Annotated in this window: 21 protein-coding genes; 15 read left to right on the top strand and 6 right to left on the bottom strand. The window is 72.8% G+C overall.

Annotated features, from left to right (window positions below; all coding sequences use genetic code 11):
- Positions 1–13 precede the first annotated feature (13 nt).
- Entirely contained in the window at positions 14–2,431 is a 2,418-nt protein-coding gene (purL, locus tag D1J51_RS11740; protein ID WP_240423190.1) for a phosphoribosylformylglycinamidine synthase subunit PurL, read from the bottom strand.
- A 290-nt stretch (positions 2,432–2,721) separates the two neighbouring features.
- Between purL and D1J51_RS11735 the strand changes: the two genes are divergently transcribed.
- From D1J51_RS11735 to D1J51_RS11715, 5 genes are all read left to right on the top strand, one after another.
- The gene (locus D1J51_RS11735) at positions 2,722–3,726 is read left to right on the top strand and encodes a hypothetical protein (RefSeq protein ID WP_119075434.1); all 1,005 of its coding nucleotides are present in this window, start codon (positions 2,722–2,724) and stop codon (positions 3,724–3,726) included.
- Between the two features lie 288 nt (positions 3,727–4,014).
- Positions 4,015–5,028, top strand: a complete 1,014-nt coding sequence (locus D1J51_RS11730; RefSeq protein WP_205547877.1) for a siderophore ABC transporter substrate-binding protein — start codon at positions 4,015–4,017, stop codon at positions 5,026–5,028.
- A complete protein-coding gene (locus D1J51_RS11725) occupies positions 5,025–6,107 on the top strand; it encodes an ABC transporter permease (protein ID WP_119075431.1) in 1,083 nt (360 codons plus the stop codon). The genes D1J51_RS11730 and D1J51_RS11725 overlap by 4 nt, the downstream gene beginning before the upstream one ends.
- A complete protein-coding gene (locus D1J51_RS11720) occupies positions 6,104–7,135 on the top strand; it encodes an iron chelate uptake ABC transporter family permease subunit (protein ID WP_119075429.1) in 1,032 nt (343 codons plus the stop codon). The genes D1J51_RS11725 and D1J51_RS11720 overlap by 4 nt, the downstream gene beginning before the upstream one ends.
- Positions 7,132–7,926, top strand: coding sequence for an iron ABC transporter ATP-binding protein (locus D1J51_RS11715; protein WP_371414086.1), 795 nt, complete (start codon positions 7,132–7,134; stop codon positions 7,924–7,926). Before D1J51_RS11720 ends, D1J51_RS11715 begins: the two co-directional genes overlap by 4 nt.
- A gap of 92 nt (positions 7,927–8,018) precedes the next feature.
- On the opposite strand, the gene D1J51_RS11710 is transcribed toward D1J51_RS11715, so the two are convergent.
- Entirely contained in the window at positions 8,019–9,320 is a 1,302-nt protein-coding gene (locus tag D1J51_RS11710; protein WP_119075428.1) for a glutamyl-tRNA reductase, read from the bottom strand.
- A 117-nt stretch (positions 9,321–9,437) separates the two neighbouring features.
- Here D1J51_RS11710 and hemE point away from each other — a divergent pair, with 117 nt between their 5' ends.
- From hemE to D1J51_RS11680, 6 genes are read left to right on the top strand one after another with little or no spacing between them, the layout of a single operon-like run.
- A complete protein-coding gene (hemE, locus tag D1J51_RS11705; RefSeq protein ID WP_119075426.1) occupies positions 9,438–10,556 on the top strand; it encodes a uroporphyrinogen decarboxylase in 1,119 nt (372 codons plus the stop codon).
- Positions 10,546–11,985 carry a protoporphyrinogen/coproporphyrinogen oxidase gene (locus D1J51_RS11700; protein ID WP_119075425.1) on the top strand — a complete coding sequence of 480 codons (1,440 nt, stop codon included), beginning with the start codon at positions 10,546–10,548 and terminating at the stop codon, positions 11,983–11,985. The genes hemE and D1J51_RS11700 overlap by 11 nt, the downstream gene beginning before the upstream one ends.
- Complete coding sequence (hemC, locus tag D1J51_RS11695) at positions 11,982–12,989, top strand: hydroxymethylbilane synthase (RefSeq protein ID WP_119075423.1); 1,008 nt, start codon at positions 11,982–11,984, stop codon at positions 12,987–12,989. Before D1J51_RS11700 ends, hemC begins: the two co-directional genes overlap by 4 nt.
- On the top strand, positions 12,986–13,831 hold the full coding sequence (locus D1J51_RS11690; protein WP_119075421.1) for a uroporphyrinogen-III synthase: 846 nt from the start codon (positions 12,986–12,988) through the stop codon (positions 13,829–13,831). The genes hemC and D1J51_RS11690 overlap by 4 nt, the downstream gene beginning before the upstream one ends.
- Positions 13,828–14,799, top strand: a complete 972-nt coding sequence (hemB, locus tag D1J51_RS11685; RefSeq protein WP_119075420.1) for a porphobilinogen synthase — start codon at positions 13,828–13,830, stop codon at positions 14,797–14,799. The genes D1J51_RS11690 and hemB overlap by 4 nt, the downstream gene beginning before the upstream one ends.
- The gene (locus tag D1J51_RS11680; RefSeq protein WP_119075509.1) at positions 14,796–16,139 is read left to right on the top strand and encodes a glutamate-1-semialdehyde 2,1-aminomutase; all 1,344 of its coding nucleotides are present in this window, start codon (positions 14,796–14,798) and stop codon (positions 16,137–16,139) included. Before hemB ends, D1J51_RS11680 begins: the two co-directional genes overlap by 4 nt.
- A 221-nt stretch (positions 16,140–16,360) precedes the next feature.
- Here the strand turns inward: D1J51_RS11680 and purQ are convergent, their stop codons facing one another.
- From purQ to D1J51_RS11665, 3 genes are all read right to left on the bottom strand, one after another.
- Positions 16,361–17,065, bottom strand: coding sequence for a phosphoribosylformylglycinamidine synthase subunit PurQ (purQ, locus tag D1J51_RS11675; RefSeq protein WP_119075418.1), 705 nt, complete (start codon positions 17,063–17,065; stop codon positions 16,361–16,363).
- Entirely contained in the window at positions 17,065–17,322 is a 258-nt protein-coding gene (gene purS, locus D1J51_RS11670; protein WP_119075417.1) for a phosphoribosylformylglycinamidine synthase subunit PurS, read from the bottom strand. Before purS ends, purQ begins: the two co-directional genes overlap by 1 nt.
- 165 nt (positions 17,323–17,487) lie before the next feature.
- Positions 17,488–18,384: a phosphoribosylaminoimidazolesuccinocarboxamide synthase gene (locus D1J51_RS11665; RefSeq protein WP_240423189.1), complete on the bottom strand. Its 897-nt coding sequence runs from the start codon at positions 18,382–18,384 to the stop codon at positions 17,488–17,490.
- A gap of 295 nt (positions 18,385–18,679) precedes the next feature.
- Between D1J51_RS11665 and D1J51_RS11660 the strand changes: the two genes are divergently transcribed.
- Positions 18,680–19,435 carry an SRPBCC domain-containing protein gene (locus D1J51_RS11660; protein ID WP_162903796.1) on the top strand — a complete coding sequence of 252 codons (756 nt, stop codon included), beginning with the start codon at positions 18,680–18,682 and terminating at the stop codon, positions 19,433–19,435.
- 40 nt (positions 19,436–19,475) lie between these two features.
- Here the strand turns inward: D1J51_RS11660 and purD are convergent, their stop codons facing one another.
- Positions 19,476–20,738, bottom strand: a complete 1,263-nt coding sequence (gene purD, locus D1J51_RS11655) for a phosphoribosylamine--glycine ligase (protein WP_119075414.1) — start codon at positions 20,736–20,738, stop codon at positions 19,476–19,478.
- Between the two features lie 254 nt (positions 20,739–20,992).
- On the opposite strand from purD, the gene D1J51_RS11650 reads away from it, so the two are divergent.
- From D1J51_RS11650 to D1J51_RS18560, 3 genes are all read left to right on the top strand, one after another.
- Positions 20,993–21,358, top strand: a complete 366-nt coding sequence (locus D1J51_RS11650; RefSeq protein WP_119075412.1) for a sterol carrier family protein — start codon at positions 20,993–20,995, stop codon at positions 21,356–21,358.
- Positions 21,359–21,387: 29 nt separating this feature from the next.
- Positions 21,388–21,732, top strand: coding sequence for a hypothetical protein (locus D1J51_RS11645; protein ID WP_119075411.1), 345 nt, complete (start codon positions 21,388–21,390; stop codon positions 21,730–21,732).
- Between the two features lie 32 nt (positions 21,733–21,764).
- Positions 21,765–21,896 (top strand): twin-arginine translocase TatA/TatE family subunit (locus D1J51_RS18560; RefSeq protein ID WP_205547879.1); only part of this gene is annotated, 132 nt, incomplete at its 3' end.

The following is a 21,896-nucleotide window of genomic DNA, read 5'->3' as shown; positions in this document are numbered from 1 at the left end:
CCCGGCTCGGCGATCACTCCGAGATGCCCGGGCCGGGAGCCTGCATCGAGCGCTCGAAGCGCGCAGCGGCGGCATCCGGGGCGACCCCGCGGGGGTCGTCGTCGCCGACGACCGCGCCGAACCGCGACGGCAGCGTCGCCTGCGACGCGGCACGCAGCTCCGCGAGCGGCAGCGTGAAGCGATCCTGCACCTCGATCGCGGCGGCCTCCCCCGAGCCGTCCGTCACGCCGATGCGCAGCACCGGGAAGTCGCGCCCCGAGCACAGGCCGCGGAACTTGACCTCCTCCTCGTGCGGCACGGCGACGAGCACGCGCGCCTGCGACTCCGAGAAAAGCGCGGCCGTGTCGTCGACGCCGTCGCGCGAGACGATCTCGTCGATCCACACGCGTGCGCCCACGCCGAAGCGCAGCGCCCCGTCGGTGAGCGCCTGCGCCAGCCCGCCCTCGGAGAGGTCGACCGCGCCCGAGAGCAGGCCGCCCAGCGCAGCCGCGTGCAGCAGCTCGGCCAGTGCGCGCTCGTCGTCCAGCACGGCCACCGGCGGCTTGCCGCCGAGGTGGTCGTGCACGGTGCCCGCCCACGCCGAGCCGTCGAGCTCGTCCCGTGTCGCACCGAGCAGGTAGAGGTGCTCGCCCTGATCCTGCCATCCGCTCGGCACGCGGCGCGCCACGTCGTCGATGATGCCGAGCACGCCCACTACCGGGGTGGGGTGGATGGGGGTGTCGCCCGTCTGGTTGTAGAGCGACACGTTGCCGCCCGTCACGGGCACCTCGAGCGCGAGGCAGGCGTCCGAGAGGCCCTCGACCGCGCGCGAGAACTGCCACATGACCTCGGGGTTCTCGGGGCTGCCGAAGTTGAGGCAGTCGGTGACCGCGGTCGGCACGGCGCCCGAGGCGGCGACATTGCGGTAGGCCTCCGCGAGCGCGAGCTGCGAGCCGACGTAGGGATCGAGCTGGCAGTAGCGCCCGTTCGCGTCGGTGGCGATCGAGACGCCGAGGCCCGAATCCTCGTCGACGCGGATCATGCCCGCTCCGTCGGGGAAGGAGAGCGCGGTGTTGCCGAGCACGTACTTGTCGTACTGGTTGGTGACCCAGGAGACGTCGGCCTGGTTCGGCGAGGCCGCGACCGCGACCATCTGCGAGCGCAGTTCGTCGCCGGAGCCCGCGCGGGCGAGACCGGCCTCGCGCACGCCGTTCGCCTGCAGCGCGTCGATCCACGAGGGGTACTCCACGGGGCGCTCGTACACGGGGCCGTCGACCGCCACGGTCGAGGGGTCCACGTTCACGATCTCCTCGCCGCGCCAGTTGATGACGAGGCGGCCGGTGTCGGTGACCTCGCCGAGCACGCTCGTCTCGACGTCCCACTTCTTCGTCACCTCGAGAAAGGCGTCGAGCTTCGACGGGTGCACGACCGCCATCATGCGCTCCTGGCTCTCCGACATGAGGATCTCCTCGGCGGTGAGCGAGGGATCGCGCAGCAGCACACTGTCGAGCTCGATGAACATGCCGCCGTCGCCGTTGGCCGCGAGCTCGGAGGTGGCGCAGGAGATGCCGGCCGCGCCGAGATCCTGGATACCCTCGACGAGCTCGCCGCGGAACAGCTCGAGGCAGCACTCGATGAGCACCTTCTCGGCGAAGGGATCGCCCACCTGCACGGCCGGGCGCTTGGTCGGCCCGCCCTCGCTGAAGCTGTCGGAGGCGAGGATCGACGCGCCGCCGATGCCGTCGCCGCCCGTGCGCGCACCGAAGAGCACGACCTTGTTGCCCGCGCCGGAGGCGTTGGCGAGGTGCAGGTCCTCGTGGCGCAGCACGCCCACGCCGAGCGCGTTGACGAGCGGGTTGGCCTGGTAGACGCCGTCGAACACCGTCTCGCCGCCGAGGTTCGGCAGGCCGAGGCAGTTCGCGTACGACGAGATGCCGGCGACCACGCCGTGCACCACTCGGGCCGTGTCGGGGTCGTCGATGTCGCCGAAGCGCAGCTGATCCATCACGGCGACGGGGCGCGCCCCCATCGAGATGATGTCGCGGATGATGCCGCCCACACCGGTCGCGGCCCCCTGAAACGGCTCGATGTACGACGGGTGGTTGTGGCTCTCGACCTTGAAGGTCACGGCCCAGCCCTCGCCGATGTCGATCACGCCCGCGTTCTCGCCCATTCCGACGAGCAGGCGCTCCTGCATCTTGTCGTTGACCTTCTTGCCGAACTGGCGCAGGTAGATCTTCGACGACTTGTACGAGCAGTGCTCCGACCACATCACGGAGTACATGGCGAGCTCGCCCGAGGTGGGGCGGCGGCCCAGGATCTCGCGGATCCGCTCGTACTCGTCGGGCTTCAGGCCCAGGGCGCCGTACGGCTGCTCCTTGTCGGGCGTCGCGATGGCGTCGGCGACGGTATCGGGGCGGGGGTCGGCGGGGGCCTGGGCGGTGTCAGTCACGCTCGATGTGCTCCGTGAATCGGGTTCGGGATCGGCGACCGGGGCGCGCCGAACGTACGGGATCCAGTCTACGCGGTCGGCCCGTGGCCCGCCGCGTGTCCGGCGCCGCCCGGGACACGGGCATCACCCAGCGGCACCGATTCACCTCCGGGCACCTCGTTCCGGCGAATCCGAGGTGTTCGGAGGTGAATCTGTGCGGGAAGGGGCGTGGGGAAGCGGGAAGGGGGAGGCGTGCGGGCGCAGCGGCCTGCCGCTGGTGATTTTCAGCCGAACGGGGGAGACTGAGAGGCATGAGTGATCCGAACACGAACGCACCCCGTCCGAACTCCCCGGCGCAGGAGCCCGCGCAGGACGCGTCGCAGCAGGGTGCTCAGCAGCCCTTCTCCTGGCAGACCTCGCAGGGCCGGGAGCACGACGCTGCCCAGGCGCCGCAGCAGCGCCCGCAGCCGAAGAGGCGCGAGAAGGCGCCCAGGCCGGAGGGCTCGGGCGCGGGTCTCTCGACCTTCCTCAAGGTCAGCATCATCCTGCTCGCGGGTCTCACTATCGCCTCGATCTCGCTGCTGTTCATCGGCGACTTCGAGGGCAAGTTCGAGCGGGTGTTCTCCACCTTCGCGCTGTTCGCGGTGTTCGTGCTCTTCACCGCCCTCGATACGCGCAGGGAGCAGAAGTCGGAGTGGTACGCGCCCGTCGCGCTGATCGCCAACGCCTACATCCTCGGTCTGCTGCTCATCGTGATCTGGATGACTCCGTACGACTCCTTCTCGCTCATCTGGGAGATCTTCTGGAAGTCGGTGTTCGTGATCCTCGTCACGAGGCTCGTGATCTTCTGCTGCCAGGTGCTGCTGCAGATCGGCGAGCGGCTGCCCGTCGTCGTCGCCCGCTTCGCCTTCGTCACGAGCGTGCTCGCGGTGCTGTCCGGGATACTGTTCACCGCCCCCGTGGGCATCGAGGCCTTCGACCTGCACATCCCGGACCTGTACTGGAAGATCGCGACCGCCCTGCTGATCCTCACCGCGCTCGGCCTGTCGATCACGCTGCTGCTGCGCTGGTCCTACGGTTCGGAGGCGCGGGAGGCCGCTCGTGCGGCTGCCGCGACGGCACGTGCGGCGGCCTCGCAGCAGGCGCAGCAGCCCGGGCAGGGTGCTCCGCAGTTGCAGGTGCAGCAGCCCGCCCAGGTGCAGGCCCAGCCGCTGCTTCCGTGGCCCACGTTCCCCGACGGGCGCCCGCTGCCGGCTCGCCCCGACGGACAGCCTGACTTCTCGGCGCTGGGCCCGGGCCAGGCCGGGCAGCGGTAGGCGGGTTCCGGGGCCAGGTACACGTCGGGCCGAGACTCTCCCCCGACCGCCTCGACCGCCGCCCTGCTCGCGACTCCTGCCGAGGGAGGGGCATGGCGAGGGCGTAGCAGACACCGACGAAACGCCGATTTCATCAGTGATTTCGTGAACGCGACTTGAACATCGGATGAAGGTGAGCCTAATCTTCTTCCGATGACTCGGGTCCGCGCGTGAGCGGTGCCGGGTCTGACCGCGCCGGCGTCCATGCGCCCGGCGCTTCGTTCGCCCGCCGATTCCGAGGAGACAACCGTGTCGACACGCCTTATCCGAACCGCCTCCGTCGCGGTGCTGACGCTCAGCGCCGCTCTCGCGCTCTCCGCCTGCTCGTCGGGCGCACCCGCAGACCCGGGCGCTGAGAAGGGCGGCACGAGCGAGACCGCGAGCACCGTCGTCATCACCGACAACCGCGGCGAGGTGGAGGTCCCGGTGAACCCCAAGACGGTCGTCGCGCTCGACAACACCGTCTTCGACACGCTCGACGAGTGGAACATCGAGCTTGCCGCGGTTCCCAAGGGCGTGATGGGCAGCGTGTGGCCCGACTACATCGACGATCCGAAGGTCGCCGACGTGGGCAACCACCGGGAGCCCAACCTCGAGACGATCGTGGCCGCGCAGCCCGACCTCATCATCGGCGGCTACCGCTTCGCCGACTACTACGATCAGATCAAGGAGCAGAATCCGCAGGCCGCGGTGATCGAGATCGCCCCGCGCGAGGGCGAGGACCAGTTCGAGGAGCTCAAGCGCCAGACCGAGATCCTCGGCCAGATCTTCGACCGCGAAGAAGAGGCCGCAGCGCTGAGCGAGCAGCTCGACGGCGCCGTCGCGGATGCCAAGAAGGCCTACAATGGCACCGACACCGTGATGGCGGTCAACACCTCGGGCGGAAAGATCGGCTACCTCGCTCCGAAGGTGGGGCGCTCGCTCGGCCAGGTCTTCCCGAAGCTGGGCTGGCAGCCGGCGCTCGAGATCGAGGGCGCCACCGACAACGACCAGGGCGACGAGGTGAGCGTCGAGGCCATCGCCCAGTCGAACCCCGACTGGATCGTCGCGCTCGACCGCGACGCGGCCTTCGCTCCCGAGAACCGCGAGGAGGGGTCGGCTCCCGCCGACGAGCTCATCGCGAAGTCCGAGGCGCTGCAGAACGTCACCGCCGTGCAGCAGGCTCAGATCGTGATCCTCGATCCGAACTTCTACCTGACCGAGGGCATCCAGGCCTACACGAAGCTGTTCACGCAGCTCGGGGAGGCCTTCTCCGCCGCATGAGCCCCGGAGTCGAGCCAGCGGCGGCCGGTGACGGTCGCGAGAGCGGGGCGGTCGTCCGTGGGGGCGAAGGCCCCGCTCGGCGCACCCGCAGCATCGGCGGCACCCGTGCGGTGGCGCCCGAACTCGCGCCGCCGCCCCGCCGCCGCTGGCTGCTGATCGCGGCGATCCTGCTCGTGCTCGGCATGCTGGCCGCGTCGCTCGCCGTCGGCGTCTACGACATCTCGGGCCAGGAGTTCGGATCCGAGATGTTCTGGATCACGCGCGTGCCCCGCACCGTCGCGCTCGTGCTCTCCGGAGCGGCGATGGCCACGAGCGGTCTCGTGATGCAGATGCTCACCCAGAACCGCTTCGTCGACGCGACCACCTCGGGTACCACCGAGTGGGCGGCGCTGGGCCTCTTGCTCAGCGCGCTGCTGGTGCCGGATCTCGGCCTCGTCGGCCGGATGGCGGTCGCGAGCGGCTTCGCGTTCGCCGGAGCCATGGTCTTCATGCTGATCCTGCGCCGCATCGTGATCCGCACCACCCTCGTGGTGCCGCTCATCGGCATCATGCTCGGCGCGATCATCAGCTCGCTGACCACCTTCCTCGCGGTGCAGTTCAACCTGCTGCAGATGCTCGGCACCTGGTTCATGGGCAGCTTCACGGCGGTGGTGCGCGGGCGCTACGAGGTGCTGTGGGTGGCCGCGATCGTGACCCTGCTCGTGTTCGTGATGGCGGATCGCATCACGGTGGCCGGGCTCGGCAAAGACGTGGCGACGAGTGTCGGCGTGCGCTACGAGGCGATCCTCATCGGCGGCACCGCCCTGGTGGCGGTCGCGGCGGGCGTCACCACGGTGGTCGTGGGCTTCCTGCCGCTCATCGGCCTCGTCGTGCCGAACGTCGTCTCCATGATTCGCGGCGACCACGTGCGCAGCAATCTCCCGTGGGTCTGTCTCGGAGGCGTCGCACTGGTCGTCGCGTGCGATCTCATCGGGAGGGTCATCATCATGCCCTTCGAGATCCCGGTCTCGATGGTGCTCGGCCTCGTCGGCTCGGTCGTGTTCATCGCGCTGCTGCTCAGACAGCGGAGGATCCTGTGACGAGCAGCATCGTGAAGCTCGCCGGCAGCGGTGAGCCGCCCGCCCTCGACGCGCCCCGGAGCGGGCGACTGCGGCGCGCCCTGCCGTTCGTCGCGGTCTACGTCATCGCGGCGGCGCTCGCCGTGGCGATCCTCGTCTACGACAACCCCGCGCCTGTCGGCAGCCCGGGATTCCGGATCATCGCCCAGACGCGCCTCACGTCGCTCGGCACGATCGCCTTCGTCGCGGTGAGTCAGTCCCTCGCCACGGTGATCTTTCACACGGCCACGTCGAACCGCATCCTCACCCCGTCGATCCTCGGCTTCGACGCGCTCTACGTGCTCGTGCAGACGGCGCTCGTGTTCGTCTTCGGCACCGCTGCGGCGAGCATGGAGGGCATTCCGAAGATCATCGCGCAGAGCGCGCTCATGGTGCTGTTCGCCTCGCTGCTCTACGGCTGGCTGTTCTCGGGCAAGCGGGCGAATCTGCACCTGCTGCTGCTCGTGGGGGTGGTGCTCGGCATCGGCTTCGGCTCGGTCTCGACATTCATGCAGCGCACCCTGACCCCGAGCGAGTTCGACGTGCTGAGCGCGCGGCTCTTCGGCAGCATCGGCAAGGGCAACCCCGACTACCTGCCGATCGCGGTGAGCATCGTGCTCCTCATCCTCGTGTTCGTCTGGACGCGTCGCCGCACCTACGACGTGGTCGCGCTCGGCCGCGACGTGGCGGTGGGGCTCGGGGTGGACTATCGGCGCGAGGTCGTCACGATCCTCGTGCTCGTGTCGGTTCTCATATCGGTCTCGGCCACGATGGTGGGGCCGATGACCTTCTACGGATTCCTGGTGGCGACGCTCGCCTACCAGTTCGCGCGCGGGGACTCGCACGCCGAGATCATCCCGCTCGCCATCGGCCTCGGGCTCGTCACGCTGCTCGGAGCCACCTTCGTGCTCAAGCACGTCTTCGCCGCGGCGGGCCTCGTCACGGTGATCATCGAGTTCGCGGGCGGGCTGCTGTTCCTGGTCGTCCTGCTGAGAAAGGGAATGCGTTGACCGAAGCGAGCGCTCGCACCGCGGCCGCCGGCATCGAGCTGTCCGGGGTCGAGAAGGGATATGCCGGCCGAAGGGTGCTCGGCCCCGTCGACCTCGCCATCGAGCGGGGAGGGGTGACTGCGCTGATCGGCCCCAACGGGGCGGGCAAGTCGACGATGCTCACCATCATCGGGCGCCTGCTCGACGCGGATAGCGGTCGCGTCGTGGTCGGCGGTCTCGACGTGCGCGCCGCGAGGTCGAGGGAACTCGCGAGGGTGGTGTCGATCCTCAAGCAGGAGAACCACTTCGTGGCGCGGCTGACGGTGCGGCAGCTCGTCACCTTCGGCCGTTTCCCGCACTCGGCCGGCCGGCTCACGGAGACCGATGAGCGCGCCGTCCACGCCGCGATCGCGTTCCTCGACCTGGCGGGGATGGAGGACCGCTTCGTCGACGAGCTCTCGGGCGGACAGCGGCAGCGCGCGTTCGTCGCGATGGTGCTCGCGCAGGACACCGACTACGTGCTGCTCGACGAGCCGCTCACGGGGCTCGACATGCGGCACGCGGTCAGCATGATGGCGCAGGTGCGGGCCGCCGCCGACGCCCTGGGCAAGACGATCGTGCTGGTGATCCACGACGTCAACTTCGCGGCGGCCTACGCCGACCGCATCGTGGCGCTCGCGAACGGGCGCGTCGTCGCCTCCGGAACGCCCGAGGAGATCGTCACCTCGGAGGTCCTGGAGCGTGTCTTCGAGACGCCCGTCGAGGTGCTCGAGCACGGGGGCCGCCGGGTGGCCGTGTACTACCGGCCCTGAGCGTCGCGCCCGCCGCCTCCCCGCGCTTCGGGGAGGCGATCGAGGGGCGGGGAGGCGGTTCTTCGGGTTTCTGTCCCCTGGGCGTCGATCGCCTACTCGGGCGTTACCGCCCGGCCCGGCCCATCGCCGAAGAGAGCCGAGACGGCCGAGACCCCCTCGGCCGCGCGCCCGGATCGGCCGAGCTCCCGCAGCCGCACGGTGGGCCGGTGCAGCAGGCGACCGGCCAGGTGCCGCAGGGCGGCCTCGGTCTCCGCCGCGCCGCTGCCGTCGGAGCCGCGGCCGCGAATTCTCGCGATCTCGTCCTCGAGGACCTCGTCGACGAACGAGCGGAGCTCCCGCAGCGCGGGCACCGCCTCGCGCTCGGCCCGCATCGCCGCGAACTCGGCGGCGGCGGTGCGCACGATGTCCCGGGCCTGAAGTTCTGCCCCGAGCTCGGGGATGGGGGCGTGCAGGGCGATCGTCTCGAGGTCGAGCAGCTCGACGCCGGGAACGCTCGCGACGTCGGGCGCGATGTTGCGCGGCAGCCCCATGTCGATGAGCAGCCGGGGCCTGATGCGGGTGCGCGCCGGCGCTTCGAGGCGCCCGAACCGGGCGCAGAACGGCGGACTGCCCTCGGTGACGGTCTCGTCGAAGCGGTCGCGGGTGAGCAGCGGTTCGTTCATGCTGCTGCAGGCCACCACCAGGTCGCTGCTGCGCAGCTCCGTATCGAGCGCCTCTGTCGTCACGGGACGGAGGGCGTGGGAGGCGGCGAACGCCTCCGCCCGGCCCGACGGCGAGTAGACGCCGATGTGCTGCGCCCCGCGCGAGCGCAGCGCCGCCAGACTCGCCCCCGCGTAGGCGCCGGTGCCGATGAGCAGGATGCGGGCGGTGCCCCAGTCGCCGACCCGGCTGTCGACCATCGCGAGGGCGAGCTGCACGAGCGAGCGGCCCTGGGACTGCAGGCCGGTGCGGTGCTTGATCTGCTTCGAGACCACCATGGCGTGCTGGAAGAGCCGCTCCAGCTCCGTGCTCGACCGGCCGGAGGTGCGCGCCGCGTCGATGGCGCGCCGCACCTGTCCGGCGATCTCCCCCTCGCCCACGGCGGCCGATTCGAGTCCGCCGGATACCGCGAACAGGTGCTCGGCCACCGCGTCGCCGCGATGCACGGAGCAGACTCCCGCGAGCTCGTCGGGGGCGAGTTCGGCGGCCCGCGCCAGCCCGTCGAGCGCCTGCTCGGGGGCGAGGCCGGGCGCATCGAGATAGGCCTCGAATCGGTTGCAGGTGGCGAGCACGACGGCGCCGCGCGCGAACTCCGCATCGCTGAGGGCGGCGGTCACGGTCTCGGTGCGCCGCTCGATGCGTTCGAGCAGCTCGAGGTCGGCATGCCGATGATCGACAGAGAGGCAGAGCAGCATGAAAATTCTCGACAGGTGTCTTGATCGGGGGTAATTCTTGGATCGGGATCGGGGCCGCGCCCCAAGCTGAGTAGATCAGATGTGTCACATCAGATCTATAAGCTAGCATCTCGACCGATGAACTTCCTCCCAGCCTCGCACCCACTCGCCGACGGCCGCACGAGCGACGCCCCGCTGATACGGGCTCTCCGCGGCGATCGTCCCGAGCGCGTCCCCGTCTGGTTCATGCGCCAGGCGGGCCGGTCGCTGCCCGAGTACCGGGCCATCCGCGCAGACCATCGTATGCTCGACGCCTGCGTGAATCCCGAGCTCGCGAGCGAGATCACGCTGCAGCCGGTTCGGCGGCACGGGGTCGACGCCGCGGTCTTCTTCAGCGACATCGTGGTTCCGATGCGCCTCGCCGGTGTCGAGGTCGACCTGGTCGCCGGCCGCGGCCCGGTGTTCGCCCATCCGGTGCGCACCGCGGCCGACGTGGCCCGCTGCCGCGCCGAGTTCACCGCCGACCGTCTGCGCGATGCGCTCGATCAGGTGCGCGAGGCGGTGCGTCTCACGGTCGCCCGGCTCGGCGGCACGCCCCTCGTCGGGTTCGCGGGCGCGCCCTTCACGCTCGCCGCCTACCTCGTCGAGGGCGGTCCCTCCCGCGATCACCTGCGCGCCCGCACCCTCATGCACTCCGATCCGGAGACCTGGCGCGAGCTGCTCGAGTGGGCGGCGGATCTCAGCGGGGTCTTCCTCGAGGCGCAGGTCGAGGCCGGTGCGAGCGCGGTGCAGCTGTTCGACTCCTGGGCGGGATCGCTCAGCGCGACCGACTACCGCGAGCACGTCGCACCCGCCTCGCGCCGCACGCTCGACGCGGTGCGCGGCCTCCGATTCGGGCACCCGCTCCGCGAGGGCTACGCGGCGCACGCCGCGACGGTGCCGATGATCCACTTCGCGGTCGGATCGGGGCACCTGCTCGAGGAGCTCGCCGGCGTCGGGGTGAGCGCCGTCGGCGTCGACTGGCGCACGCCGCTGGACGAGGCGAGCCGCAGGCTCGGCGACACCGTGACGCTGCAGGGCAACCTCGATCCTGCGTATCTCGGCGCGCCGCCGGAGCAGCTCGAGGAGCACCTCGAAGACGTGCTGCGCCGGGGTTCGCGGGCGCCCGCGCACGTGCTGAACCTGGGGCACGGCGTGCCGCCCGAGACCGACCCCGCCGTGCTCACGCGCATCGTGGAACTCGCGCATGCGCGCTGACCCCGCCGATCACCGCGACGGCACCGTCGCGGTGATCGGCGGCGGCGTCTCGGGGCTCGTCGCGGCCCGCGACCTCGCCCGCGCCGGCGCGCGCGTGGTGCTCGTCGAGGAGGGGGACCGCCTCGGCGGGCGCGTCCGCGGCGAGACGGTCGACGGCGTAGCGGTCGACATCGGCGCCGAGGCCTTCGCGACCCGGGGCGGCGCGGTCGCGGCGCTGCTGGCCGAGCTCGGTCTGGCCGACGAGATCGTGCGCCCCGCGCCCCTCGGCTCCTGGGTGGTCACGGGGACGGGCGCGGTTCCGCTTCCCGCCGCCGGTGCGATCGGCATCCCCGCCGCTCCGCTCTCCCGAGACGCCGTGCGGGCGCTCGGGCCCGTCGGGGCGCTGCGGGCGGCTGCCGAGCCGATGCTGCCGCGGCACCTGGGCCGCGGTGGATCCCTCGCGGAACTCGTGCGAGCCCGCCTCGGTCCGCGCGTGCTCGCGCGCCTCGTGCGCCCCGTGGTGCTCGGCGTCCACTCGGCCGACCCATCGGACATGACCGTCGCCGACGTGCCCGGCCTCGCCGCCGCGCTCGAGCGCAGCGGTTCGCTCCTGGCCGCCGGCCGCGAGCTGCGCGACAGCCGCGCCGCGGCCGGGGGAGCGGTCGCCGGCCTGCGCGGCGGCATGGGCGCCCTCGTCGCCGCGCTCGCCGCGGAGCTCGACCGCGCGGGCGTCGTCGTGCGCACGGGGGTCGCGGCGGGTCGCCTGGAAGCCGAGCGGGACGGCCGAGGGCGCCGGGTCTGGGCCGTGACCGGCGCGCGGGGCGAGCCGCTCGTCCGCGCGGACGCCGTGATCCTGGCCGTTTCCGAGGCCGCGGCCCGGCGGCTGCTCGGCGCGCCTCCGGCGGCTCCGAGCGGGCGCGTCGAGGTGGTCGCGCTCGTCGTCGACGACCCCCGACTCGACAGCGCCCCCCGCGGCACGGGGGCGCTCGTCGCGGAGTCCGCCTCCGGCATCGCGGCGAAGGCGCTGACGCACGCGACGGCGAAGTGGCCCGACCGCGCCCGCCTCTTCGGGCCTGGCCGCCACCTGATCCGCCTCTCCTACGGCCGCCTCGGGAGCGCTCCCGCGACCGGCGGCCTGGGCGACGAGGCTGCGCTTCGGCTCGCGGTGCGCGATGCCTCGCGCATTCTCGGGATCGAGCTCGGCGAGGCATCGGTCCGCCACATGATCCGCCGAGAGTGGGAGGCTGGAAACGCTCGGCAGGGCGACCCGGCGGCGGGCGACGCGCTCGAGGCGCCGCCGGGCGTCGTGTTCGCGGGGGACTGGGTGAGCGGCACGGGCCTCGCCTCGGTGATTCCCGGCGCACGCGCCGCGGCCGAAGAGGCCGCGCGCACGACCATCGACAGCGACGGAGCCACCGTCCCCCACCGCGAAGGAGCCCAGCAGAGATGAACGACCGCGAAACCGCCGCGCGCGTGCGCCGCTCCGATTCGCCGGTGGCCGCCGCGCCCGGCCTGATCCGCATCGGCACCCGGGGGAGTGCGCTCGCCGTCGCGCAGACCACCACGGTGGCCGAGACGGTCGCCGCGGCCACGGGCCTCGAGGTGGTCCTCGTCATCGTCACCACGCACGGCGACACCTCGCGCGCCCCGCTGTCGCAGCTCGGGGGCACCGGCGTCTTCGTGAGCGCGCTGCGCGACGCGCTGCTGGCGGGCGAGTGCGACCTCGCGGTGCACTCGCTGAAGGACCTGCCCACGGCCCCGTGCCACGGCATCGCCCTCGGCGCGGTCCCCGGGCGGGCCGACGCGCGCGACGCGCTGTGCGCCAGGGACGGGCTGGCGCTCGCCGAGCTGCCCGAGGGCGCCCGGGTGGGCACCGGATCGCCGCGCCGCGTCGCGCAGCTCCTCGCAGCGCGGCCCGACCTCGAGGTGCTCGACCTGCGCGGCAACGTCGACACCCGGCTCGGCCGCGTCGGCGCCGACCTCGACGCGGTCGTGCTGGCCGCCGCCGGGCTCGATCGCCTGGGGCGCTCGGCGGCGATCACGGAGCGCTTCCCGCTCGCCGCGGCGCCGTCGGCCCCCGGGCAGGGAGCGCTGGCCATCGAGGCGCGGAGCAGCGACGCCGTGATCGCCCCCTATGCCGCCGCGCTCGCCGCGCTCGACGATCCCGAGTCGCGCGCCCGCGCCCTCGCGGAGCGCGCGCTGCTCGCCGCCCTCGAGGCGGGGTGCTCCGCGCCCATCGGCGCCACCGCCCGAGTCGACGACGGCCGGCTGGTGCTCAGCGCGAGCGTCTACCGGCTCGACGGCCGCGAGCGGCTGACCGCGCAGGCCGAGCTGCCCTGGATCGAGGGGCACCTCGACCACCTCGGCGCCCCGGAGCAGCTGGGCAGGGCCGTCGCCGACGATCTGCTCGCCCGGGGCGCCGCCGCGCTCGCGCCGCTCGGAGGCGAGCGGTGAGTCCGGAATCCGCGGAGCGCGCCGCTGCCCGGAGCGCCGGCGCACCCGGCGGGCGGAGCCTCGCCGGACGCCGGATCCTGGTGCCCCGCGGCGGGGCGCTGGGCGACCGCCTCGCGGCCGGGATCCGCGAGCGCGGCGGCGAGGCCGTCGTCGCGCCGCTCACCGTCACCGCGCCGCCCGAGCGCCCGGATGCGCTCGCCGCGGCCGCGGACCGCTGGAACAGGGGCTCCTACGACTGGCTCGTCGTCACGAGCGCCGCCGGGGCTCACGCCTTCGCCGAGGCGGGCGCGAAGCCCCGCTCGTCGCCGGTCGCGGCGGTGGGGCCGGCCACCGCCGACGCCCTGGGCGAGCGCGGCTTCGAGGTCGCGGTGCAGCCGGGGCGCGACTTCTCGGCGCGCGGGCTGGCCGAGGCCCTCATCGAAGCGCTCGCGGGCCGTGAGCGGCGACGCCTGCTGCTCCCGCTCTCCGAGATCGCGGGCACCGACCTCCAGGCCGCACTCACGGCCGCCGGGCATTCCCCGGAGCGCGTCACGGCCTACCGCACCATTCCCGCGCCCCGCGACGCCGAGCTGGAGACCGCCGTCGCGGCGGGCGGGTTCGACGCGATCCTGGCGATGAGCGGATCCGGGGCGCGCGAGATCGCCCGCCGATTCGCCCCGATCCCCGCCGCAACCGCCGTGGTCGCGATCGGCGGCCCGACCGCGCGCGCGCTCGCAGACTTCGGGCTGCGGGCCGGGGCCATCGCCGAAGAGCACACCTCAGGGGGCCTGCTCGCCGTGCTCGCGGCGCTGCCCCTCCCACCCTCCGACCACTCGAATCGATCAGAAGGACACCCCGCATGATCCCCACCGTCCGACCGCGCCGCCTGCGCACCACCCCGGCCATGCGCAGACTGATCTCCGAGACCCGCCTGCACCCCGCCGAGCTGATCCTGCCCCTCTTCGTGCGCGAGGACATCGGCGAACCCCGCGAGATATCCTCCATGCCGGGCGTCTTCCAGCACACCCTCGACTCGCTGCGCCGCGCCGCGGCCGAGGCCGCGGAGGCCGGTGTCGGCGGCGTCATGCTGTTCGGCGTGCCGAGCGTGCGCGACGCCCGCGGCAGCGCGGCCGACGATCCGCGCGGCATTCTGAACCTCGCCACCCGCGCCGCCGTCTCGGAGGCGGGGGACGCGCTCGTCGTGCAGACCGACCTCTGCCTCGACGAGTTCACCGACCACGGCCACTGCGGCGTGCTCGACGACCGCGGAACGGTCGACAACGACGCGACCCTCGATCGCTACCGCTCCATGGCCGTCGCCCAGGCCGAGGCGGGCTCCGCGCTGCTCGGGCTCTCCGGCATGATGGACGGGCAGGTGGCCGCCGTGCGCGACGCCCTCGACGAGGCCGGTCACCGGGACACGGCGATCCTCGGCTACTCCGCGAAGTACGCGTCGGCGTTCTACGGCCCGTTCCGCGAGGCCGTCGACTCGCAGCTGACGGGGGACCGCCGCACCTACCAGCAGGATCCCGCCAACCGTCGCGAGGGCCTGCGCGAGGCCGAACTCGACGTTGCCGAGGGCGCCGACGTGATCATGGTGAAACCCGCCATGAGCTACCTCGACGTGCTCGCCGATGTCGCCGCGGTCAGCCCCGTGCCCGTCTGGGCGTACCAGGTCTCCGGCGAGGCCGCCATGATCGAGGCGGCGGCCGCGAACGGGTGGATCGACCGGCGCCGTGCGGTCGAGGAGTCGGTGATCGGCATCAAGCGCGCGGGGGCCGACGCGATCCTCAGCTACTTCGCCGTCGAGCTCGCGGGGTGGCTGCGATGAGCGCCGCATCGACCCCGCGATCCGTCACGAGCACCGAGCGCAGCGCGGCGCTCGCCGAGCGCGCCTCCCGCGTCATCCCCGGCGGCGTGAACTCCCCCGTGCGCGCCTTCGGCTCCGTCGGCGGCACGCCGCGCTTCCTCGTCTCCGGGCGAGGTCCCCTGGTCACCGACGCCGACGGCAACGAGTACGTCGACCTCGTGGCCTCGTGGGGTCCCGCGCTGCTGGGGCACGCCCACCCCGCCGTGGTCGAGGCGGTGCAGGCCGCGGCCGGGCGCGGGCTCGGCTTCGGCGCCTCCGCGCCCGAGGAGGCGGAGCTCGCCGAGGAGATCATCGCGCGGGTGCCCGAGGTCGAGCGGCTGCGGCTCGTCTCGACGGGCACCGAGGCCACCATGACCGCGATCAGGCTCGCGCGCGGGGCCACCGGCCGCCCGCTCATCGTCAAGTTCGCTGGGCACTACCACGGTCACTCCGACGGGCTGCTCGCCGAGGCCGGGTCGGGGCTCGCCACCCTCGCCCTGCCGGGATCGGCCGGGGTCACGCCCGAGACCGCGGGCCAGACGCTCGTGCTGCCCTACAACGACCCGACCGCGCTCGCCGCGGCGTTCGCCGAGCACGGCGACCGCATCGCAGCCGTCATCTCCGAGGCCGCGGCCGCGAACATGGGCGTGCTCCCGCCCGAGCCCGGCTTCACCGCCGCGATGATCGACCTCGCGCATCGGCACGGGGCGCTCGTGATCCTCGACGAGGTGCTCACGGGCTTCCGCGCCGGGCCGTCCGGATACTGGGGGATCGAGCAGGCGCGGGTGCCCGAGGGCGTCTCGCCCGATCTGTTCACCTTCGGCAAGGTCGTGGGCGGAGGCCTGCCGCTCGCCGCGCTCGGCGGCCGCGCCGAGATCATGGAGCTGCTCGCCCCGCTCGGTCCCGTCTACCAGGCGGGCACGCTCTCGGGCAATCCGCTCGCGGTCGCCGCGGGGCTCACGACGCTGCGGCACGCGGATCTCGCCGCGTACAAGCGTCTTGCGAGCGCGGCCGAGGCGATCGTCTCCGAGGTGTCGAGCGCGTTCACCGCGGCTGGCGCGCCCTTCCGCGTGCAGCGAGCGGGAACCCTGTTCAGCGTGCTCTTCGGGGAGTTCCCCGAGGCCCCCCTCGACTACGCGACCGTGCAGGGGCAGGAGGTCGGGCGCCACCGGGCGTTCTTCCACGCCATGCTCGAGCGGGGCGTCAACCTGCCCCCGAGCGCGTTCGAGGCCTGGTTCGTCACGGCCGCGCACGACGATGCCGCCCTGGAGCGGATCGCCGCAGCCCTGCCCGCCGCGGCCCGGGCTGCCGCGGCGTCGTAGGCGCGGGCCCGGGCGCGTCGGAGGGGCTGCGGTTCACGGATCCGCGGTCCTCGCCGGCCCCGGATCCACCGTTCTCGCATCTCGCAGCGAGACGCCATGAGCCACCCGAGACGCCACCTAATTCGCGTTGCTTTCGTGGTGTCTCGGGAAACCGATGGCGTCTCGGCGCAGCCGGGCGGCCACACCGGGCGGGCTACACCGGGCGGGCTACACCGGGCGGGCTACACCCGAGCCGCGAGCGCCGCGACAGCGCTCGTGAAGAACCTCAGGCCGTCGACGCCGGAGCGCATGGCCTCGGGCATGTCCGGGCCGAAGCCCGGCTCGACCGCGTGCTCGGGGTGCGGCATGAGGCCGACGACGTTGCCGCGCTCGTTCGTGAGCCCCGCGATGTCGTTCAGCGAGCCGTTGGGATTGACGCCCGCGTAGCGGAAGGCGACGAGCCCCTCGCCCTCGAGCCGCTCGAGCGTATCGTCGTTCGCGATGTAACCCCCGTCGCCGTTCTTGAGCGGGATCACGATCTCCTCACCGCGCTCGAACTCGCTGGTCCACGCGGTGTCGGCGTTCTCGACCACGATCCGCTGGTCGCGGCGGATGAACTGCTGGTGCGCATTGCGGATCAGGCCGCCCGGCAGCAGGTGCGACTCGACGAGCACCTGGAAGCCGTTGCAGATGCCGAGCACCGGCATGCCCCCGTGCGCCGCGCCGATCACCTCGGTCATGATCGGCGAGATCGCCGCGATCGCGCCGGGGCGCAGGTAGTCGCCGTAGCTGAAGCCGCCCGGCAGCACGATGGCGTCGACGCCCTGCAGATCGTGATCGGCGTGCCAGAGCGCGACGGGCTCGGCCCCGGCGATGCGGATGGCGCGCTGCGCGTCGCGATCGTCGAGCGAGCCGGGGAAGGTGACAACGCCGATCCTCGTCGACATCAGAGAGTCTCGCCGTCGACGGCGATCGAGACGACGTCCTCGATGACCGCGTTCGAGAGGATCTCGTCGGCCACCTGGCGCACCTCGGCGAGCACCTCGTCGGTCACCTCGCCCTCGACCGTGAACTCGAAGCGCTTGCCGATGCGCACGTTCTCGAACTTGCCGTGGCCCAGGCGGGCGAGGGCCCCTGTGGTCGCCTTGCCCTGCGGATCGAGCAGCTCGGCCTTGGGCATGACGTCAACAACAATCGTGGGCACTGGAGAGCCTCCAACTCGAGAACACAGAAGTCTGGCCCAGTCTACCGTGCGCTCGGCAGTCGGACGCCGTGGTCGAAGATCCGGGATCTGCGATGCGTATGCGATTCCGAGGCGGATCGGGCATATCTTCTGCAGATCCCGTATCTGCGGCAGGGCGGCCCCGGATCAGGCCCCGCCCGTCAGCCGCGCATGCAGCTCGCGGTACCGGGCGCGGGTCCGCGCCACGATCTCGTCGGGGAGCACGGGCGGCTCGCCACGCCTGTCCCAGTTGGCCGCGAGCCAGTCGCGCACGATCTGCTTGTCGAAGGAGGCGAGGCGCTTCGCGCGCGGCAGCGAGGCGTCGAAGTACGCCGAGGCTTCCCAGTACCGCGAGGAGTCGCTCGTCAGCACCTCGTCGGCCAGCACCAGCTCTCCGCTGCCCGGATCGCGCCCGAACTCGAACTTGGTGTCGGCGAGCACCACGCCCCGCGCCGCGGCCAGATCCCGGGCCTCGGCGAAGATGCGCAACGAGGCGTCGCGCAGCGCCGCCGCGGCCTCCTCGCCCACCAGCTCGACCGAGCGCTCGTAGCTGATGTTCTCGTCGTGCTCGCCGAGCGGGGCCTTGTACGCTGGGGTGTAGATGGGCGCCTCGAGCAGGTCGCCGTCCTCGAGGCCCGCCGGCAGCTCGATGCCGCACACCGCCCCGGTGCGCCGGTACTCGGCGAACCCCGACCCCGTGAGCGCGCCGCGCACCACGCACTCCACCGGGTGCATCTGAAGGCGGCGGGTGAGCATGGCACGGTCGGCCACCTCCTCGGGAACGGCGGGGGCCCCGGATCCCGCGCCCGCGAGGTGGTTGGGCACGTCGATGCGCGAGCACCACCAGTTCGACAGGGCCGTGAGCAGCGCGCCCTTGCCCGGGATGGGCGGCTCGAGCACGTGGTCGAACGCGCTCACGCGGTTGCTCGCGACGACGAGCAGCTGCGCGTCGGAGCCGTCGGCGGGCACGTAGAGGTCGCGCACCTTGCCGGAGTAGATGTGCTGCCAGCCGTCGAGCTGCGGGGGCGGGGAGAGTTGCGTCACGCGTCCATTCTTCCACCTGCTCGTTCTCCGAAGCGCCCGAGGTTCGATCCGTGTGCGCCTTTCGGGCGCTCGCATCGCGATGGGGCGCCCGAAAGGCGCACACGGTTTCGGGAGGACGGACGGGCGGGCGGGCGGGGGTGCGGACCGGGCGGGGGCGGGCACAGGGGATCGGCGGATCCCCGCCGCGTTTCTCGGCGCAATGTCGGCGGATACCGGTAGTCTCATTAGCGTACGCTGGTGTTTGCCCCGGCGGCGCCCACCGGCGGATGACGACACGCGAAGTGGCATCGACCTGATGAGGAGCACCATGATCCCGCTGGGACCGGTTGTAGCGCGGAGCCGGGTGAGGGCCGCGAGAGCTGCGGTGTGGTCGTATCTGGTCGACTCGGGGCGCCGGTCGGAGTGGTGGCCCGGCCTGCAGCTGGAGCCGGGGGTCGGCGGCGCCGTCGCCGTCCGGTCCGCGGCCGAGGAGGGGGGCGAGGCCTCGCCCGCGCGCGAGACCGAGGGCGCGGTCGACGTGTGGGTCGAGGGCCACGCGTTCGGCTTCACCTGGCGGGAGTCCGGCGAGGAGCGCACGACCGCGGTGCTGCTGACGCTGCGCTCTCAGGGCCACGAGACCGGCGTCACCGTCACGGAGACGGGGTTCGACGCGCTCGCGGCGCCCGCTGAACGCGCGGCGGTCTCCCAGCAGGAATGGGGCCGGCTGCTGGCGGAGCTCGCCGGAGCCGTCGAGGCGGCGGCCGAGGCGGCGTCTGACGGGGCGCTCGAGGTCGCGCCGCTGGAGATCGAGGGCGAGGTCGACGCCGAGCTGGTCGAGGTCGAGGCCGTGGAGATCGAGGTCGAGGCGGAGCCGCAGGTGGGAGATCGCCTCGAGCTCGACACGGGATCGGTGCCCGTCGTGGAGGCGCAGGACGCGCGCGACGCCGAGGTCGGCGACACCGCCGAGGCCGGCGACACCATCGAGGTCGAGCGGCTGGCCGTGCCGGGAGAACCCCGCGACTCCGACGACCCCGAGGAGCCGGACTTCGACAGCATCATCCGCGGTGCGTAGCATCGCGGGGGATCCGGTCCGGGCCGCGCCGTGAGCGCCGCTACGCGACCCGAGCCGCGATGTCGCCGCGGTGCTGGCCTCCCTCGAGGCCGATGAGCGCGACGGCCTCGTAGGCTCGGGATCGGGCCTCGCCGAAATCGCTGCCCCGTGCCACGACCCCGAGCACGCGTCCGCCGGTCGCGATCCAGCCGTCATCGTCGGAGCGAGCGGTCGCCGCGTGCACGAGGTGCACGCCGGGCACCGCCGCGGCTCCCTCGAGCCCGGTGATCCCGCGACCGGTGACGACCTCGCCCGGGTAGCCCTCGCTCGCCACGACCACGATCACCGCGGGATCCTCGGAGAACTCCGGTGCGGGCTGCGCCGCGAGCTCGCCGCTCGCCGCGGCCAGCAGGTACCGGCTGAGCGGCGAGTCGAGGCGCGCCAGCACCACCTGCGTCTCGGGGTCGCCGAAGCGCGCGTTGAACTCGATGACCCGCACCCCCTTCGGCGTGACGATGAGCCCGCAGTAGAGCAGCCCGACGAAGGGTGTGCCCTCGGCCTCGAGCCGGCGCACGGTCGGCAGCGCGACCGTGCGGGTGATCTCGTCGACGAACGACTCCACGCCGCCCGGCAGCCACGGCAGCGGCGAGTACGCGCCCATGCCGCCGGTGTTGGGCCCCTCGTCGCCGTCGAAGACGCGCTTGTAGTCCTGCGCCGGGCTCAGCGGCAGCACGTCGTGCCCGTCGGCGAAGAAAAAGAGCGATACCTCCTGGCCGTCGAGGTACTCCTCGATCAGCACGTCTCCGTGCGGGGCCCACGTGGCGACGTGTTCCAGAGCCGCGGCGCGGTCCTCCGTCACCAGCACGCCCTTGCCCGCGGCCAGGCCGTCGGCCTTCACCACGTAGGGCGCGCCGAACTCGTCGAGCACTGGTCCGGCGTCCGCCGGCGAGGTGACGCGCACGGCGCTGCCCGTCGGCACGCCGGCCTCGTCCATCACGCGCTTGGCGAACGCCTTCGAGCCCTCGAGCCGGGCGGCGGCCCGATCCGGCCCGAACACGGGCACCCCCGCGGCGCGCAGCGGATCAGCCACGCCCGCCACGAGCGGCGCCTCCGGACCGACCACCACGAGGTCGAATGCGCACTCGCGCACGAACGCGGCGACCGCCTCGGGGTCCGTGTACGCGAGCTCGGGGGTCTCGACCCCGCTCGCCGCGATGCCGGCGTTGCCCGGTGCGCAGACGATCTCGTGATTCGCCCCCTCGGCGAGAAGCGCGAGGACGATGGCGTGTTCGCGGGCACCCGGCCCCAGGACGAGGATCTTCACCGTCCCAGGATAGTGTCCGCGGCTCGGGGCGCCGCATTCCGGGCCTCGACGAGCGAACCGGAGTCGCAAACGGCGGCTTCGCGGAGAGGGAGGCGGCTGTTCGCGACTCGCGTTTCGGGACACGAGGGGCGGAGCGCCGGGCGGGCGGGCCGGCCGGGCCTGGCAGTGCGGGGCCGGACGGGACCGGACGCCGGAGCGGAACGGGGCGCACCCGCGGAACCGGGGCCGGGAGGGGCCGGCGGTAAGGTGTCACTGTGGCGAAGCGAAGGATCTCCGAGGCCGACGGGCTGGCGGCACTCGCGGCGGCGCTGGACGGGGGCGCCGGGCGGGCCGTCGTCGCGACCGCCGTGCGCTACCTGCTGGAGGAGCTCGCGGCGCTGGCTCCGGGCAACTCGGTCGAGGTGCGGGTGCCGCCCTTCGGCGCGACCCAGTGCGTGGCGGGTCCCCGGCACACGCGCGGCACCCCGCCGAACGTCATCGAGACCGACGCCGAGACCTGGCTGGCGCTCGCGACCGGAAGCCTCGACTGGGAGACCGCGCTGAGCGAGGCGCGCGTCACCGCCTCGGGATCCCGCGCCGACCTGCTGGGCCTGCTGCCGATCGTCCGCCGCCCGCGCTGATCCTCAGGCGGTCCTGAGAGAATAGGGTCATGAACAACGAAGAGGACGTTGAGGCCCACGAACCGGCGGAGGACCCGCTCTTCGCCCCCCGGGGGGAAGAGGTCGAGCGCGAGGTGACGCTGCAGCGGTCGGTGCGCTACGGGCGCGTGATCGTGGGGGCGGCGGTGCTCGGCGCGATCGCCGCCGCCCTGGCGTCCCTGTTCTTCCCGATCGAGGAGGACGCGGATTACACGATGGCGCAGGTGGCCGGCTTCGCCGCGCTGATCGGCGGCGCGATCGGCCTGGGTCTCGGCGGCCTCGTCGCGCTGCTGCTCGGCCTGGTCGCGCGCCGGCAGCGGGGAACGGGGGTTGCAATTCAGTCCGACGTGCGATAATTGCGGAATCACTACGGATCGGAGCCGCTCGCATGCTTGGAAACCTCACCGGAGTGCACCTGCTCGCCATTCTCTTCGTGGTCCTGCTGCTGTTCGGTGCGCCGAAGCTCCCGGGTCTGGCGAAGAGCCTCGGGCAGTCGATGCGCATCCTCAAGAAGGAGGTG

This window comes from Leucobacter sp. wl10 (genome assembly GCF_003569785.1).
Classification (GTDB): domain Bacteria; phylum Actinomycetota; class Actinomycetes; order Actinomycetales; family Microbacteriaceae; genus Leucobacter.
Note: the sequence above shows the minus strand (reverse complement) of the source record. Positions and strands in the feature narration are given on the sequence as shown.